Source organism: Pseudomonadota bacterium, from assembly GCA_008501635.1.
GTDB lineage: Bacteria > Pseudomonadota > Gammaproteobacteria > QQUJ01 > QQUJ01 > QQUJ01.
Genome location: QQUJ01000019.1, coordinates 59,702 through 74,880 on the forward strand (window position 1 = coordinate 59,702; position 15,179 = coordinate 74,880).

Genomic DNA, 15,179 nt, shown 5'->3' on the forward strand with positions numbered 1-15,179 from the left:
CCCCGACTATTCAAGCGACTCCGCCGGTCTGAGATCGGCGATCAGCTCAGCGGCTTCGCGGCCTATCGATTTCTGACCTAGAATGAGTTGCCAGCGCTTGCCCCCGCACTGACGCCAAAGAACAATCGAACGAATACCCGCCAGTAACAGGGTGCGAATTCGATTGGCATTGATCTGGTTCGACAAATGAACGTGCTCGCCGTTCACCATGATTCTGGGCTTCAAGGTACTAACAGTGTTCAGGTAAGTGTCGGCAAGGCTGGCAAGCACATTGGCGTGTTGCGTCCCGAAATGGGCTGCCTGTTGTGCGGCGCGTTCGATACCTTCGCGAAGGCGGGCGAGCATTTCCCGATCGGCTGTGAGTTTTCGTTGGAGATAAAGCAGGGAAACGACATACTTGGCGATTTCGATGTCACGGGACTCTTTACCCCCCTGAATCTGACGCTGGAGTTGCTGCAGCCCCGTAAGTACACCACCTCCTGTTCCGAACACGGCTTCAACATCCTTGGCGTCGATCTGAAACAGGCTGTGCAGACTGGCTTCGAACGCAGCCGCCTCGACTTTGCCGGTATAAGCAATCGTTTGCACCAGGGACACAGCCTGGAACAGTCCTCCCAGGGCCAACGTGCGGTTTCTGCTGTTCTGAATCAAGAAGTGTTCTGTCTCTAAGCTGATGAGGTGGATGTGTGTGTGACTTCGAGGCCCGGTCCAATCTGCAGTTCAGCAGCATTGCCTTCAAGGTGTTCGATAGTGCCGCCGCCGAGGCACTCCTCATTGCGGTAGAAAACAACTGATTGACCTGGGGTGACTGCGCGTTGCGGTCGTTCAAAGCGCACTCTACACCTCTGGCTGTCGAGGGCGACAATGGTCGCGCCTTGATCGGGTTGACGATAACGCACCTTGAGCGTGCATCGAAAAGGCGTTTCTGGCGCCGTTCCGCTCACCCAATGGACATCCGTCGCCGTCAAGCCGGTGCTCAGCAACGCCGGGTGGTCGCCACCCTGGACGACGATCAATGTATTTTCATCCAGATTTTTCCCGGCAACATACCATGGGTCGGGCGCGGCATCGCGTAATCCGCCGATGCCCAGCCCCTGGCGCTGGCCGAGGGTGTAATACATCAGGCCCTCATGATGGCCGACGACACGGCCATCGAGCGTTTTTATCAATCCTGGGCGGGCGGGAAGATAGCGTTGCAGGAAACTTTTGAATTGGCGCTCACCTATAAAACAGATGCCCGTGCTGTCCTTCTTGTTGTGAGTTGGAAAGCCAGCTTGCTGCGCCAGAAGCCTAACTTCCGATTTGAGCAGTTGCCCGATCGGGAACAGGCTGTGTGACAGCGGTTTCTGGCCCAAGGTGTACAGAAAGTAGCTCTGATCCTTGTCTGAATCTGCTCCGCGCAGCAGATGATAGCCTCCCCCATCGAGGTGGCATCGTGCGTAGTGACCGGTGGCTATGGCATCTGCACCTTGATCGAGTGCGAAGTCGAGAAAGGCACGAAACTTGATCTCCTTGTTGCACAGAATGTCGGGATTCGGCGTCCTGCCGGCGCTGTATTCCGCCAGGAATCGCTCAAACACCTTCTCCCAGTACTCGAAGGAGAAGTTTACCGCGCGCCATGGAATATCTAGGATGCGGCAGACGGCTTCGACGTCCGCCATATCTTCTGACGCTGAGCACTTGCCCCCGTTGTCATCTTCGTCCCAGTTTTTCATGAATAGGCCATGGACATCGTGGCCCTGTTGCTTCAGTAACAGGGCGGCCACAGAGGAGTCCACGCCTCCGGACATACCGACGATGACGTGTTTAGGAGATCGCTTTGTCATGCCGTTGTGAAAAAGCCCGGGCAATCGGGCCGCTTGTCACTCCTTGGGCTCAGGGAAGATTCTGGAGCAGCGCCAGCGGATAACGTGTGCCCGACAGGTAGTCGTCCAGGCATCGCAGCACCAGCGGGCTCCTCAATGATACGGTTCGGGCAACGATCTGCGAGTGCGATAACCACAGTACCCCTTCAATTCCGTCGTCTAGCGGCCTGCGGGGTTCGTGATCAGTGCACTCGCCGCTGAGGGCGGCCCGTAGATAGGTTTCACCGTTTTCGGGATTGCGCCAGCGATAGATCCCAACGAGCGATTCCGGATGAAAATGCCAGCCTGTCTCTTCCAGGGTCTCGCGAACAACCGCTTCCAGGAGGCTTTCGGCATCGTTCAAGTGGCCTGCAGGCTGGTTTAGAACCAAATTCCCGTTGATTCGCTCTTCTACCATCAGGAATGTCTTGTTGCGTTCAGCAATAGCGGCAACGGTAAGATGAGGCGTCCAACGCATTTCGCGAACCTTACCATAAACAGGTTAGAGTAAATGAGGGGCCGGTAAGCTGGTTTACTATGAATTATTGGCCTATAAGATTTGCTGATTAGGGGTAACCGGCTATAATCGCGCTCTTTTAAAGACTTGGTTGGAGGGGATTACCCATGGCCTACGATAAGATTTCGGTGCCCACCGATGGCGAGCGAATTACCGTCAATGCGGACAATTCCCTCACTGTGCCGGAAAGACCGATCATCCCCTACATCGAGGGGGATGGGATCGGTGTGGATATCACGCCGGTGATGATCAAAGTTGTTGATTCAGCGGTGGAAAAGGCTTACGGCGGGACAAGGAAGATTGCCTGGATGGAGCTCTTCGCCGGTGAGAAAGCCACCCGAGTTTACGATAAAGACACCTGGCTGCCCGATGAGACGTTGAATGCTGTAAAGGAATTCGTGGTCTCTATCAAGGGACCTCTAACCACCCCGGTTGGTGGGGGCATCCGCTCGCTGAACGTGGCCTTGCGTCAGAACCTCGATCTTTACGTCTGCCTGCGCCCTGTCCGCTACTACAAAGGGACGCCGAGCCCGGTCCGCGAGCCTGAAAAGACCGATATGGTGATTTTTCGCGAGAACTCCGAGGATATCTATGCGGGTATCGAGTGGGAAGCCAAGAGCGATGCCGCCAAGAAGGTCATCGACTTTCTCCAGCGGGAGATGGGTGTCAAGAAGATTCGTTTTCCGGAGTCCTCGGGCATCGGAATCAAACCGGTTTCACAGGAAGGAACGCATCGGCTGGTTCGCAAGGCGATTCAATACGCTATCGACAATGACCGCCCCTCATTAACCCTGGTCCACAAGGGTAATATCATGAAGTTCACGGAGGGGGGATTCCGCGACTGGGGCTACGAGTTGGCCAAACAGGAGTTCGGCGCCACAGAGATCAACGGGGGGCCATGGTGTGGCTTCAAAAACCCCAAGACGGGGCGGGAAATCGTGGTGAAAGATGTGATTGCCGATGCTTTTCTGCAACAAATCCTGCTGCGGCCGGCCGAGTACGATGTAATTGCCACATTGAACCTCAATGGCGACTATATTTCGGATGCCCTGGCGGCTCAGGTGGGGGGTATAGGTATCGCCCCTGGAGCCAATATGTCTGACACCGTGGCCATGTTCGAGGCAACCCACGGTACGGCGCCCAAGTACGCGGGACAGGACAAGGTGAATCCGGGTTCGTTGATTCTGTCTGCCGAGATGATGCTCCGACATATGGGTTGGGTCGAAGCGGCCGATTTGATCGTCAAAGGTATGGAAGGTGCCATCGATGCGAAAACGGTGACTTATGACTTCGAGCGGCTTATGGACGGGGCAAAGTTGCTCAGTTGCTCCGAATTCGGCGAAGCCGTGGGCTCCCATATGTAAAAAGTCGCGATCGAGCCTTGCTGTTGTGGTGGCCGCTCAGCTCCGCAGCTGACCGGCCTTTTTTTTGGCCGCCACACACTGAGCCGTACGATGGATGCCACTGCCAGACAGAAAAAAATCTAATCTTTGGCTACTTCCACAACTTTTTTAATGCGCTAAAGTCAAAGAGACAGGGTTCGTGGATTTTGCCGTGAAGGGTTGACGAAAGTCACAGGCTTTTCCGCTACAATCTGGTCCCATGAGCGAGCGGAAATCGGATCATGAAGACGGATTAGCCGTACAGGAGGCCAAACCGAAACTTAAACGGCCTCCATTGTTTAAGGTATTGTTGTTGAATGACGATTTTACCCCTATGGAATTCGTGGTTCAGATACTGGAGCAGTTTTTTTGTATGAGTCGCGAGAAGGCAACACAGATCATGCTGCACGTACACACCCGCGGGAGAGGTGTGTGCGGCGTCTATACCTATGAGATCGCTGAAACAAAGGTCGCCCAAGTAAATGAATATTCCCGCCGTCATCAACATCCTTTGCTCTGTACGATGGAGGAGGCGTAGGCGCTTGAGGGAGGTTCTGTCCGATGCTTAGTAAAGAACTGGAACTAACCCTGAACAATGCCTTCAAGGAGGCTCGTGAAAAGAAGCACGAGTTTCTGACGGTAGAACATCTCCTGCTTGCCTTGCTGGATAACTCGACGGCCACCGAAGTGCTCCGGGCGTGCGGGGCGGATATTGAAGGGCTACGGCGTGATCTGGTCAGTTTCCTGGAGGAGACTTCACCGCTGATTCCGGTGAGTGATCAGCGTGAAACTCAGCCGACACTTGGTTTTCAGCGCGTACTGCAGCGGGCGGTGTTTCAGGCGCAATCCGCGGGAAAACGCGAGGTAACCGGCGCCAATGTTCTGGTTGCCATTTTTAACGAACAAAAGTCTCAGGCGGTTTACTTCCTGAACCGTCAGGATGTGGCGCGGCTTGATGTGGTCAACTACATCTCTCACGGCATTTCCAAGGTTCACAACGACGATGAGAGCGACGGTATAGCGCCCACTGGTGCCGAGGAGGAGGGCGGATCAGAGTCATCGAGCCAGCCACTGGAGAACTTTGCCTCCAACCTCAATCAGCTGGCCCTTGCCGGCAAAATAGATCCGTTGATAGGGCGCCAGGACGAAGTCGAGCGCGTGGTGCAAATCCTTTGCCGGCGTCGTAAAAACAATCCGTTGCTGGTCGGCGAGGCGGGCGTGGGCAAGACGGCCATAGCCGAGGGTTTAGCGAAGAAGATCATTGAAGACGAGGTGCCTGAAGTCCTCAGAGGGTGCACCATTTATGCACTCGATCTCGGCTCGCTGGTCGCGGGGACCAAGTATCGGGGTGATTTTGAGAAGCGCTTGAAGGCCGTTCTCAAGCAATTGAAGAAAGAGCCCAAGGCGATCCTGTTCATCGATGAGATCCACACTGTGATCGGCGCCGGGGCCGCATCAGGGGGCGTCATGGATGCCTCCAACCTCATCAAACCCATGTTGGCGTCGGGCGAGCTGAGATGCATTGGGTCGACCACCTACCAGGAGTTCCGCGGCATTTTTGAAAAGGATCGTGCGCTAGCGAGACGGTTCCAGAAGATCGATGTATCCGAACCCTCGGTTGAAGATACCGTAAAGATTCTGGAAGGCCTGAAGACGCGTTTCGAGGAACACCATGGCATCAAATACTCGCGACCAGCGCTTCGTGCGGCAGCTGAACTTTCCCACAAATACATCAATGACCGCCACCTGCCGGATAAAGCCATCGATGTCATTGATGAAGCGGGCGCCAGCCAACACCTGCTGCCTCCCTCCAAGCGGAAAAAGACCATCGGCGTGACCGATATCGAGAATCTGGTTGCCAAGATAGCGAGGATTCCGCCGAAGAGCGTCAGTGCATCCGACAAGGAACAACTGCGACACCTGGAACGCGATTTGAAGATGGTGATCTTTGGTCAGGATCAAGCCATAGAAACACTCGCCACCGCGATCAAGATGTCACGCTCGGGACTGGGCCATGAAGAGCGCCCGGTAGGTGCGTTCCTCTTCGCCGGGCCCACCGGTGTGGGCAAGACGGAGGTAACACGGCAGTTGGCGCGGGTGATGGGTGTGGAACTGATTCGCTTTGATATGTCGGAGTATATGGAGCGACACACTGTATCGCGCCTGATTGGCGCACCGCCCGGCTATGTTGGATTTGACCAGGGAGGACTGCTTACCGAAGCGATCACCAAGAATCCTCACGCCGTGCTGCTGCTGGACGAGATCGAGAAAGCGCATCCCGACGTCTTCAATCTGCTCCTGCAGGTCATGGATCACGGCACGCTGACGGACAACAATGGCCGCGAGGCCGATTTCCGTAGCGTCGTATTGGTGATGACTACAAATGCCGGCGCCGAAATCATGAGCCGCCCCTCGATCGGCTTCGTCAGTCAGAACCATGCCTCTGATGGAATGGAGGCGATAAAGCGGATGTTTACGCCCGAGTTTCGCAATCGCGTGGACGCCATTATTCAATTCCAGTCACTGGATCGGGAGAACGTCAGCCGCGTCGTGGACAAGTTCCTGATCGAGCTTGAAACTCAGCTGAATGAGAAGGGTGTCGCGCTAGAGGTCAGCGCGCCAGCAAGAGCCTGGTTGGCCGAGCATGGGTTCGACGAAAAGATGGGTGCCCGGCCGATGGCGCGTGTCATCCAGGAGCATATCAAACGGCCCTTGGCCGAAGAGTTGCTGTTTGGTTGCCTGGTCCAGGGAGGCAGCGTACTGGTGGATGCCGAAGATTCCAAACTCAAATTTGAAATCGAGGGCAAGAAACAACCGGTACACGAGTGACGTGGGCCTAGGTTGTTGCTGCCTTTCCTCGGCAGCCACTGCTATTTAGCTGCTCGTTGCGTGGTAGTGCCGCACCGATGAGTACGGGCGGCGGGTTCAGCGGGCGCGGTAGGTGATGCGGCCCTTGGTGAGGTCGTAAGGGGTCAGCTGCACTGTCACTTTGTCACCCGTCAGTATCCGGATGTAGTGTTTGCGCATCTTCCCCGAGATATGCGCGGTCACGACGTGGCCATTCTCCAACTCGACTCGGAACATAGTGTTGGGCAGGGTCTCAACGACTGTGCCTTCCATCTCGATGTGATCTTCTTTAGCCATCCAATCTCCAAAAATGGAAGCGCAGAACTCTTCGTGTGAAGGGGTATGTGTGCACTTCTCTTTGCCAGCGCGTAATTATGGGCATATTCACGGCATTGACAAGGGTTGAAGTCATCTATATCGACGGAAAATCCCCCAGCAGAGCCCAATGCTGGTCCCGATAGCACTCCAGCGGTTGGAATCGGGCTTTGTAAAGCATCTTCGGTGACTCCTCGACCCAGTACCCCAGATAGAGCCATTGCAGCCCTCGCGACCGGGCTAGTGCGATTGCACTCAGGATGGCAAAAGTGCCCAGACCGCGATCAGCGAGATCCGGATCGAAAAAGGTGTACACGGCGGAGAGGGCGTTGGGCACTTCGTCCAGTATGGAAACCGCGACCAGTTGATCGTTCAAATGCCATTCCAGCGTCATCCGCTCCATCCACGCACAGTATAGAAACCCCTCAACTTCTAAGTTATTGGCGTAGTCCATATCGCCGCCTGGATGGCGCCGGCGTTGATATTTCCGGTAAAGCTCGAAGGCATTATCGCTGATCCCGAGATTGTGAAGAGACAAGCGAAGATCTTGGTTCTTTTTCAGGTTGCGCTTTGCCCAGCGCCGCGAGGTGAATAACCCAACAGGTATCCGCACTGGTATGCAGGCCGTGCAATCGGGGCATGCCGGGCGATAGACAAAGCTTCCGCTCCGCCGAAAACCCTGTGCCAGCAACAGCGCATACAGGCTGGGAGTCAGTGGCAGCGCGGGATCGACGAACCAGCTGCATGCTGAGCGCCCGGGCAGGTAACCGCAGGCGTGCTTTGGACCGGCATAGAGTGTAATCGACCGAATCTGCTCAGGCCTCACTACGGCTCTCCTCAAGGGCCCCGTCGAGAGGGTGCTCCGGCTGCTGCTCACACAGGGTTGCGAGCAATTGGATAAAACGCTCACGCGGGATAGACACCGCGCCCAGGGATTCGAGGTGTGGCGAGTGCATCTGGCAGTCGAGCAGCCGGTAGCCGCGGCGGCATAATTCGTCTGCCAAACGCACCAAAGCTACCTTGGAGGCGTCGACCTCACGGCTAAACATGGACTCACCAAAGAACACGCGCCCGATGGCAACCCCATATATACCGCCTACCAGTCGATCCTCCAACCAGGTTTCTGCTGAATGAGCGTAGCCCAACCGTGCCAGCGCGCGATAAGCGTCGATCATTTCGGCCGTGATCCAGGTGCCTTCCTGATTTATCCGTATGGCAGCGCACGCGGCTATGACCGCATCAAACTCGTGATCCAAGGTTGTCACGTAGCCGCGTTTGCGGCACGAACGCCGCAAACTGCGCGACACATGCAGGTCGCTGGGATAGATCACCGCCCGGGGATCGGGGGACCACCACAGAACGGGCTGGTCCTCGCTGTACCACGGGAATATGCCGCGGCGATAAGCGGTTAGCAACAGTGCGGGTTGCAGGTCTCCGCCGACGGCCAGCAGACCGTTGGGATTGGAGAGTGCACGGCCCACATCCGGAAAGGGATCGTGCGTCGCGCAAGGGTCGATCCAAGCCAGATTCATGGAAATCAACTAACGCCTAGTATCCATTAGAACAAGTGTATCTCCAGCTCCCTTGCACGGCATCCTCGGTAAAGCAGTCCGGAGCGGGCCCCGCTGTGCCAATGGCGAAAACAGGAAACTGACGATCGGCTCGGGGACACAGATGGCCGGTAAGGCATTTTTCGAAATCCTGCCTTATACTACCGAAAACCGTGATAGGTTAGGTGCAGTCGCATGGATTTTGCCACAACGGTATCCAACGCCCTCAAGGAATCGGGGGTGAAGTACAAGGTAGTCAGGCATACCTGCGTACACTCCTTGGAGCAGGCTGCTCAATCTGCCGGGATTGCACCGGAACAGGTCGCCAGGGCCGTTCTACTGCACGACGATCAAGGAATCCTGATGGCGGTTGTGCCGTTGACGGCCATGATCGATTTCAATGCCCTTCGTCAGGTGACACTTCGCAATCTCGCCCCGGTCACCCACCTGCCGCTCAATCGTCTTTTTACCGATTGCGATGAAGGCTCGGTACCGCCACTCGGGCCCCGCTACGATATTCACACAATGATCGACGAGAGCCTCATGCAGGTACCGGAAGTCTTCTTTGAGCCGGGCCGCAAAGGGTGTCTGATAGGTGTTTCAAATCAGGATTTCCGTCACCTGATGCGCGGCGCGAAACTGCGACCTTTCGCGCGCAACGAATCCAATGTGAAGCGGCTGCCGACGCATGATTTTCTGGTGCCTGAGGACCGTGAGGTGCGGGATACCTTGCGGGATCTCACCCCCGTCGGCGATGTCGATACCGTGATCAAGGGCGTCGACAAGCTGCCCGCCATGCCGGAAATGGCACACCGGCTTTTGCTCCTGCGCAATGATGCAACGGCAAACGCCCGCGACCTGGCCGCCATCGTTGAGCAGGATCCCAGCCTTGCAGCCCAGATAATCCGCTACGCGCGATCGCCTTTCTTCGGTTACCGCGGGCGCATCGATTCCCTGCACGAAGCGATCTCACGGGTGCTCGGTTTCGATACGGTGATGAACATGACGGTGGGGATCGCCGCCGGTAAAGGCTTTAAAATTCCTTATGACGGACCGCTCGGTCTTCACGAGTTCTGGCGTCATTCAGTCTACAGTGCTGCTCTGATGCAGCTTCTGGCTAGTGTTCTTCCTAAAAAAATTCGCCCAAAACCCGGTGTGGCCTATCTCGCGGGCCTGTTGCACAACTTTGGCCAGCTTCTGGTGGGACACCTCTTCCCGGCGCACTTTTTCGTACTTAACAAGCTGGCTGAGGCCAATCCCGATGTCCCGCTCGGTGTCATAGAAAGGCGCGTCCTGGGTAATGGAAACGGCAATGGGGGCGAGACCAGCCACAGCTATGTGGGCGGGGCCTTGTTGAGCGCCTGGAACCTGCCCGAGGAGATCGTCGCAGCCGCGCTTCATCACCATAATGAATCGTATCGTGCCGAAGATGGCGTGCTTGCCAATCTGGCATTCGTTACCGACCAACTGTTGAAGCGGTATGGCATGGGGGACGCGCCGACGGGAGAACTCTCACGCGCAGTTTTGACAGCATTGGGACTGGCGGAAGATATGGCTGAATCGTTGCTGGAGCGAGTAATGAACGGCAATGATCAACTGGAGCAGATGTCGCGTGACCTGGCTGCCTAGGGATGCCCGTCAGCTCAGCTGCTTCTGCGGCTGCAGTGGGTTGTGTGCCTCCACCAGCAATTCGAGATCGGGTAGCGGCTGCGAAATGTAGTTTCCCTGCACCCAATCCACCCCGCACTGCCGCAACATGTGCAAGACCTGCGGGTTCTCGACGTATTCCGCTATGGTCTTTCGGCCCAGGGTGTGCGCGATTTCATTCATATGAGTGACCATGGTGCTGTCGACAGAATCTATCACCATGTCTTGAACGAACTGACCGTCGATCTTGATGAAATCGACCGGCAGGTGCTTCAGGTAGGTAAACGAGCTGAAGCCGGATCCGAAATCATCGAGCGCGAAACGGCATCCCGACTGACGCAACTCGCCCATGAATCGCTGCGCAGCCGCGAGATTGGTTATGGCGGATGTCTCGGTCACCTCGAAGATCACCGCGTCAAGCGCGAGGTCGGTAGCGGCTAGCAGATTCCTGATCATTTCGAGCAACGTGGGATCTTCAAGCGTGCGGGATGAGAGGTTTATTGAAAAAGCAACGTTCGCATAGCGTCGCCTTATCTTGCTCAGCACCTTGAGTGCGCGGCTTACCACCCACAGATCGATGTCCTTCAGCAGATCAAATCGTTCCGCGCTGGGTAGAAAAGCATGGGGAGGCGTAATCTCCCCGTTAGGGCCGGTAAGACGAACGAGAACCTCAAAGATCTGCTCGCGTTCGCTCTTGAGGCAATCGGCATTCCAGATCACCCCCTCGCCGGGAAGAGGGTCGCATGCGATGTCGGCCATAGCCAGGATGGGCTGATAGTAGAGTTGAAAGCCATCCCCACTCAGGGCCTCGCGCAGCCGCTCAGACCAGCTTGATTCTATTGGGTCTGCTGCCACGCCTGGCGGATCCTCGGGCTCCTGCATTACATAGGTCTGGTTGCGTCCTCTGCGCTTAGCCATCTGACAGGCGAGTTCAGCGGATTTAAACGCCTCTTCCGCGCTCTGGACGGACTTGTTCAGCAGGGCAGCCCCGACACTGCCGTAAATACGCAAGCTGCGCCCACCGTAGCTGAAACTGCTTTCGCTCAGCACGTCGCGGAAACTGTTGGCGATATAGTAAAGATTGCGCGGATCGATGTTGCGCAGCAGAATGCCGAACTCGTCGCCTCCAATGCGCGCCAGTATGTCCGACTCGCGCAGGCGTGTGCGCAGTATCCGCGCCACCTCTACCAGCAGATGGTCACCTACCGTATGCCCCGAGAGATCGTTGACGAACTTGAAACGATCGAGATCGATGATCAGCAGGGCGCTGCGATCACTCCCGCGGCGCAGTTGGGCAAGTTCATCCTCGACCTGCTCGATGAAGTAACGATTGTTGTACAGTTCGGTAAGTGGGTCGTGATTGGCCTGCCAGCGCAGCTCTTCAATACCTTTGCGCTCCGATATATCGCGAAACGCGACAACCGATCCCTCGAGCCTGCCTTGTATGCGCAGCGGAAAAATGGTGCATTCAACGGGCAGTGGTTTGCCGCTGCGGTTCCAGAAAACGGTCTCCCAACAGTGCAACTCGTTGCCGGTTCCGTAGGCGCGGCAGAGAAAGCAGTGTTCGGTGACTCTGGCGGTACCATCCTCATGCGCAAAATGAAAAAGCACGTGTGCGAGTTGTCCTTCCAGTTGGGTCGGAGAATCCACGTAACCCAAGATGCGTCGCGCCGCAGGGTTGATGAAGGTGATGCGCCCGGAACGATCGACCCCGTAAACGCCGTCTCCCACTGATCCCAGGATGCCTGCGAGTCGCTTGCGTTCAGCTTCCGCCGACTTGCGTGCCCGAATCAGCCGTGAAATCGCGGAAACCCGTGCCATGAACAGTTCTTCGGATTCGTCCTTGAAAATGCATTCGACGGAACCGGCTTCGAGCGCATCGTGAATAACCTGTTCGACGTAGGTTGCGGTGAGAATGGCACAGGCGATATGCGTGGTATGGGGATTGCTGCGCAACTTGCGGCACAACACATCGCCATTTTGATCGGGCATGAAATAATCGATGATAGCGATATCGAAGGGTTTGGTCAGCGCCAGGCGCAGTCCTTCCTCTACGGAATAGGCGGTTTCCGTATAGTAGCCGTGATCCGAAAGGAGTCCGCCGAAGTGACGTCGAACGGTGGGTGAATCGTCAACCAGCAGGATCCTTATGGGAATCTGCAAATCGGCGGCGGGCGGTGAAATCGACTGCGATCTGCTGCGATCGACGATACTCGCGAGCACGGAGAGTACCTGGCGGTAGTTCTCCCACAGAACCGGGGTTGCGTTGCCTTGTTGTGTGCACCAACCTTGGATGGCGGGTTCGACCTCCTGCGCGAGCACGGCGACGCCGGTCTGCCGATAGGGATCCCGCAACAGGCGGTCGAGCAGGCGTTCAGCATTCGGCTCGCCGTGCTTGGGCCAACCCAGCAGCACTATGTCATAAGGTGTGTGGTCGGGCGACAATGAGACCAGTCGATCATGCGCCTCGAGGTAGTTGGCGGTTGCGTCAGTCTCAAAACCGGCGTTCTCCAAGAGACGGGTCAGCACATGGCGCAGGGTATCGGAGCGTTCGACTAGTAGGACGTGAGGCATTCCGCAATCGGTTCGTTGGTTTCTGTTTCGGTTTCGCCGGTGACGATGGTGCGAGTATACGGAAAAGCCTCAGTGGCGTCGCGGCGGGGTAGGCAAGGCGGTCAAACGAAAACGGGGAGGTGAGTGGTGGAGGATCTCAAGTCATCGGAGGCGTGGCGGGTGTTTCGCATCCAGGCGGAGCTGATCGATGGTATCGAAACGCTGAATGAACTGGGACCGGCGGTCACGGTATTTGGCAGCTCGCGCCTGCCGCCGGGCAACCCCTACTATGAGGCTGCGGTGGCAACCGGAAGGCTGCTCGCGGATATGGGGGTATCCGTAATCACTGGTGGCGGTCCCGGGATCATGGAAGGGGCCAACAAGGGGAATTTCAATAGCGGTTCCCGTTCGGTCGGGCTCAACATTGCACTGCCCCATGAGCAGACGCCCAATCCCTTCCAGAACGTCAGTCTGACCTTCCATTATTTTTTCACACGCAAACTTATGTTTGTCAAATACGCCTGCGGTTTCATCATCTTCCCCGGGGGGTTTGGGACGCTGGATGAGCTCTTTGAGGCCCTTACCCTGGTGCAGACAGAACGCATCCGGCACTTTCCCATCGTGATGGTGGGAAGAGACTACTGGCAAGGTCTTATAGATTGGCTGCACGCGCAGGCAGTCCGGCGCCATTGCCTGGATGCCGGAGATCTGGAGCTCTTGACACTGGTGGATACGGCTGAGGAAGCGGCCGCCATCATTCAAAGCCATCTTGAGAGGCTCGCGGAGCACTACCCTGGCGATCGGCGCAAAGGCGGTGACAATACCTCTGATCTATGAGTCACCTGGGAATGATCGCGTCATCCACTGCGCCATGCTGGCGGGGTCACGGGTGTCGATAACAACCGCGCAGGACTGCTCCGGTGCGGTGAGTGATTCGCGTTGCGCGATCTGATGGTGCAGCACCTCCAGGGTCGCCTCTGAAGCATCGGTCGCGTCCCGCAGACGACGCTTGATGCGGCCCTCCAGGACATCCACGGGTGCCGTAAAATGAAACAGCGTGATCGGCACTTTCAAGCACCGCGCAAGCTCGAAGAATGGCGTCCGTTGATCAACGCGAAGAAAGGTGGCATCGACAATGACCGACCAGCCCGCGGTCAGCAGCGCAGCCGCCAGGTTCTCCAACTCCAGGTAGGTGCGCTCCGTGGTATCCCTGCTGTAGAGCCCGGCGCCGAGCGCCGAACGGCTGCTGGCCTCTTGCTCCAGACCGGAAAGGCGTTTGCGCTCCACGTCGGAACGAATGCGCACCATGCCTCCCTTCTCGAGCAACTCCTGCGTCAACGTCGTTTTACCGCTGCCGGATAGTCCATGGGTGAGATAGAGGTGCGGTGCCGCCGGCTCAATATATCGAGAGGCCAATTCGAGGTATCTGGCCCCCGCACTCAAGGCTGCTTGTCGCTCATCCCGGGATACACCAGGCTGACCGCTGCGGATGGCATTTACCTTGGCGCGCACCAGTGCGCGATAGACGAGATAAAATGGCAGGACAGCCATGCCGCGGTAATCGCCTGTCACTTCCAGATACCGATTCAAACAACGATGAGCGAGCGATGTTTCGCCTCGATCATCGAGGTCCATGATCAGAAAGGCGATCTCGCTCAGGGTATCGATCCAGCGCAGATCAGGGTTGAATTCGAGACAGTCAAAGGGCACCACCGTCTGCTCCAGGGCGACTATATTGCCCAGATGCAGATCGCCGTGGCATTCGCGGATATGCCCCTCCGCCCGGCGTCGCGAAAAGAGATCGTGCTTCGTGGTATGCTCCCGCCCGCTCCAGTCCCGCAAGCGCTCGAGGCGCTCGCGCTGAGGCATGGCCAGCGGTGTTCCATCGATCTGCAGGAAATTCTGCTCGACGGGAGCCCAGATCTGCTCAGGCGTACCGTAGTGCGAATCCGTCGGCGCGGGCTCCAACTGCTGGTGAAAGCGGGCGATTTCGTCGGTGACGGTGTCGATGAGTGCGGCGGTTAATTGACCATTTTCCTGCAGCCTGTCGAGGAGTTGCGATTGCGGGAAGCGACGCATTTTAACCGCATAGTCCAACGGCACTCCCTTGCCCTCGACACGGGGCGAGTGTGCAGCTCCGGTGATGGCTACCACTGCCTCATAGAGGCGGGGGGCCAAGCGTTGGTTGAGTCGCAGTTCCGCCTCGCAGGCTGCACGCCGCTTTTCGAGCGTGGAAAAATCGAGAAAACCCAAGTCAAGCGGTTTCTTGATTTTATAAGCCCAATTGCCCGCGAGGAGCACCCAGGAAATGTGGGTTTCGATCAACTCAACGGGTTCGCCAGCGTCCGCCAGGATGCCGGGTTGCATCAGGGCTGCAATGAACTCGGGTTGAGATGCGGCGGTCATAGCGACGTCAATCTAGCACGGTAGCGAAATGCTGTCGTATCGAATTCGGAACAGGTAGTGGCAAAGAGAAAAAGACGAAAACCACGCACCCGACGCGCCCCGGCTCCGCGGCGTTGGC

Annotated in this window: 13 protein-coding genes; 5 read left to right on the forward strand and 8 right to left on the reverse strand. The window is 56.8% G+C overall.

From position 1 onward, the window contains the following. Positions 1-6 precede the first annotated feature (6 nt). The 3 genes from DWQ09_12990 to DWQ09_13000 are packed head-to-tail and all read right to left on the reverse strand — an operon-like array spanning position 7 to position 2,322. Complete coding sequence (locus tag DWQ09_12990) at positions 7-651, reverse strand: lysogenization regulator HflD (GenBank protein KAA3627239.1); 645 nt, start codon at positions 649-651, stop codon at positions 7-9. Between the two features lie 14 nt (positions 652-665). Continuing rightward, positions 666-1,826: a tRNA 2-thiouridine(34) synthase MnmA gene (locus DWQ09_12995; GenBank protein KAA3627383.1), complete on the reverse strand. Its 1,161-nt coding sequence runs from the start codon at positions 1,824-1,826 to the stop codon at positions 666-668. 49 nt (positions 1,827-1,875) lie between these two features. Continuing rightward, on the reverse strand, positions 1,876-2,322 hold the full coding sequence (locus tag DWQ09_13000) for an NUDIX hydrolase (GenBank protein KAA3627240.1): 447 nt from the start codon (positions 2,320-2,322) through the stop codon (positions 1,876-1,878). Between the two features lie 146 nt (positions 2,323-2,468). On the opposite strand from DWQ09_13000, the gene DWQ09_13005 reads away from it, so the two are divergent. The 3 genes from DWQ09_13005 to clpA all read left to right on the forward strand — a co-directional run bounded on the left by DWQ09_13005 (position 2,469) and on the right by clpA (position 6,572). Further along, on the forward strand, positions 2,469-3,725 hold the full coding sequence (locus DWQ09_13005; protein KAA3627241.1) for an NADP-dependent isocitrate dehydrogenase: 1,257 nt from the start codon (positions 2,469-2,471) through the stop codon (positions 3,723-3,725). Positions 3,726-3,963: 238 nt separating this feature from the next. Next, entirely contained in the window at positions 3,964-4,281 is a 318-nt protein-coding gene (locus DWQ09_13010; GenBank protein ID KAA3627242.1) for an ATP-dependent Clp protease adapter ClpS, read from the forward strand. Between the two features lie 23 nt (positions 4,282-4,304). Further along, the gene (clpA, locus tag DWQ09_13015; GenBank protein ID KAA3627243.1) at positions 4,305-6,572 is read left to right on the forward strand and encodes an ATP-dependent Clp protease ATP-binding subunit ClpA; all 2,268 of its coding nucleotides are present in this window, start codon (positions 4,305-4,307) and stop codon (positions 6,570-6,572) included. Positions 6,573-6,668: 96 nt separating this feature from the next. Here clpA and DWQ09_13020 read toward each other — a convergent pair whose 3' ends face one another. From DWQ09_13020 to DWQ09_13030, 3 genes are all read right to left on the reverse strand, one after another. Continuing rightward, complete coding sequence (locus tag DWQ09_13020; GenBank protein KAA3627244.1) at positions 6,669-6,887, reverse strand: translation initiation factor IF-1; 219 nt, start codon at positions 6,885-6,887, stop codon at positions 6,669-6,671. Positions 6,888-7,002: 115 nt separating this feature from the next. After that, positions 7,003-7,815 (reverse strand): arginyltransferase, encoded by an 813-nt coding sequence (locus tag DWQ09_13025; protein KAA3627245.1) that lies wholly within the window; start codon positions 7,813-7,815, stop codon positions 7,003-7,005. Further along, positions 7,721-8,437 (reverse strand): leucyl/phenylalanyl-tRNA--protein transferase, encoded by a 717-nt coding sequence (locus tag DWQ09_13030; GenBank protein ID KAA3627246.1) that lies wholly within the window; start codon positions 8,435-8,437, stop codon positions 7,721-7,723. Before DWQ09_13030 ends, DWQ09_13025 begins: the two co-directional genes overlap by 95 nt. A gap of 213 nt (positions 8,438-8,650) precedes the next feature. Here DWQ09_13030 and DWQ09_13035 point away from each other — a divergent pair, with 213 nt between their 5' ends. Beyond that, positions 8,651-10,084 carry an HDOD domain-containing protein gene (locus tag DWQ09_13035; GenBank protein KAA3627247.1) on the forward strand — a complete coding sequence of 478 codons (1,434 nt, stop codon included), beginning with the start codon at positions 8,651-8,653 and terminating at the stop codon, positions 10,082-10,084. 9 nt (positions 10,085-10,093) lie between these two features. On the opposite strand, the gene DWQ09_13040 is transcribed toward DWQ09_13035, so the two are convergent. Beyond that, complete coding sequence (locus DWQ09_13040; protein ID KAA3627248.1) at positions 10,094-12,676, reverse strand: EAL domain-containing protein; 2,583 nt, start codon at positions 12,674-12,676, stop codon at positions 10,094-10,096. 126 nt (positions 12,677-12,802) lie between these two features. Here DWQ09_13040 and DWQ09_13045 point away from each other — a divergent pair, with 126 nt between their 5' ends. Beyond that, positions 12,803-13,492 (forward strand): TIGR00730 family Rossman fold protein, encoded by a 690-nt coding sequence (locus DWQ09_13045; protein ID KAA3627249.1) that lies wholly within the window; start codon positions 12,803-12,805, stop codon positions 13,490-13,492. Here DWQ09_13045 and DWQ09_13050 read toward each other — a convergent pair. Then, the gene (locus tag DWQ09_13050) at positions 13,487-15,022 is read right to left on the reverse strand and encodes an aminoglycoside phosphotransferase (protein ID KAA3627384.1); all 1,536 of its coding nucleotides are present in this window, start codon (positions 15,020-15,022) and stop codon (positions 13,487-13,489) included. The two genes, DWQ09_13045 and DWQ09_13050, sit on opposite strands and share 6 nt — an antisense overlap. Between the last annotated feature and the right edge of the window lie 157 nt (positions 15,023-15,179).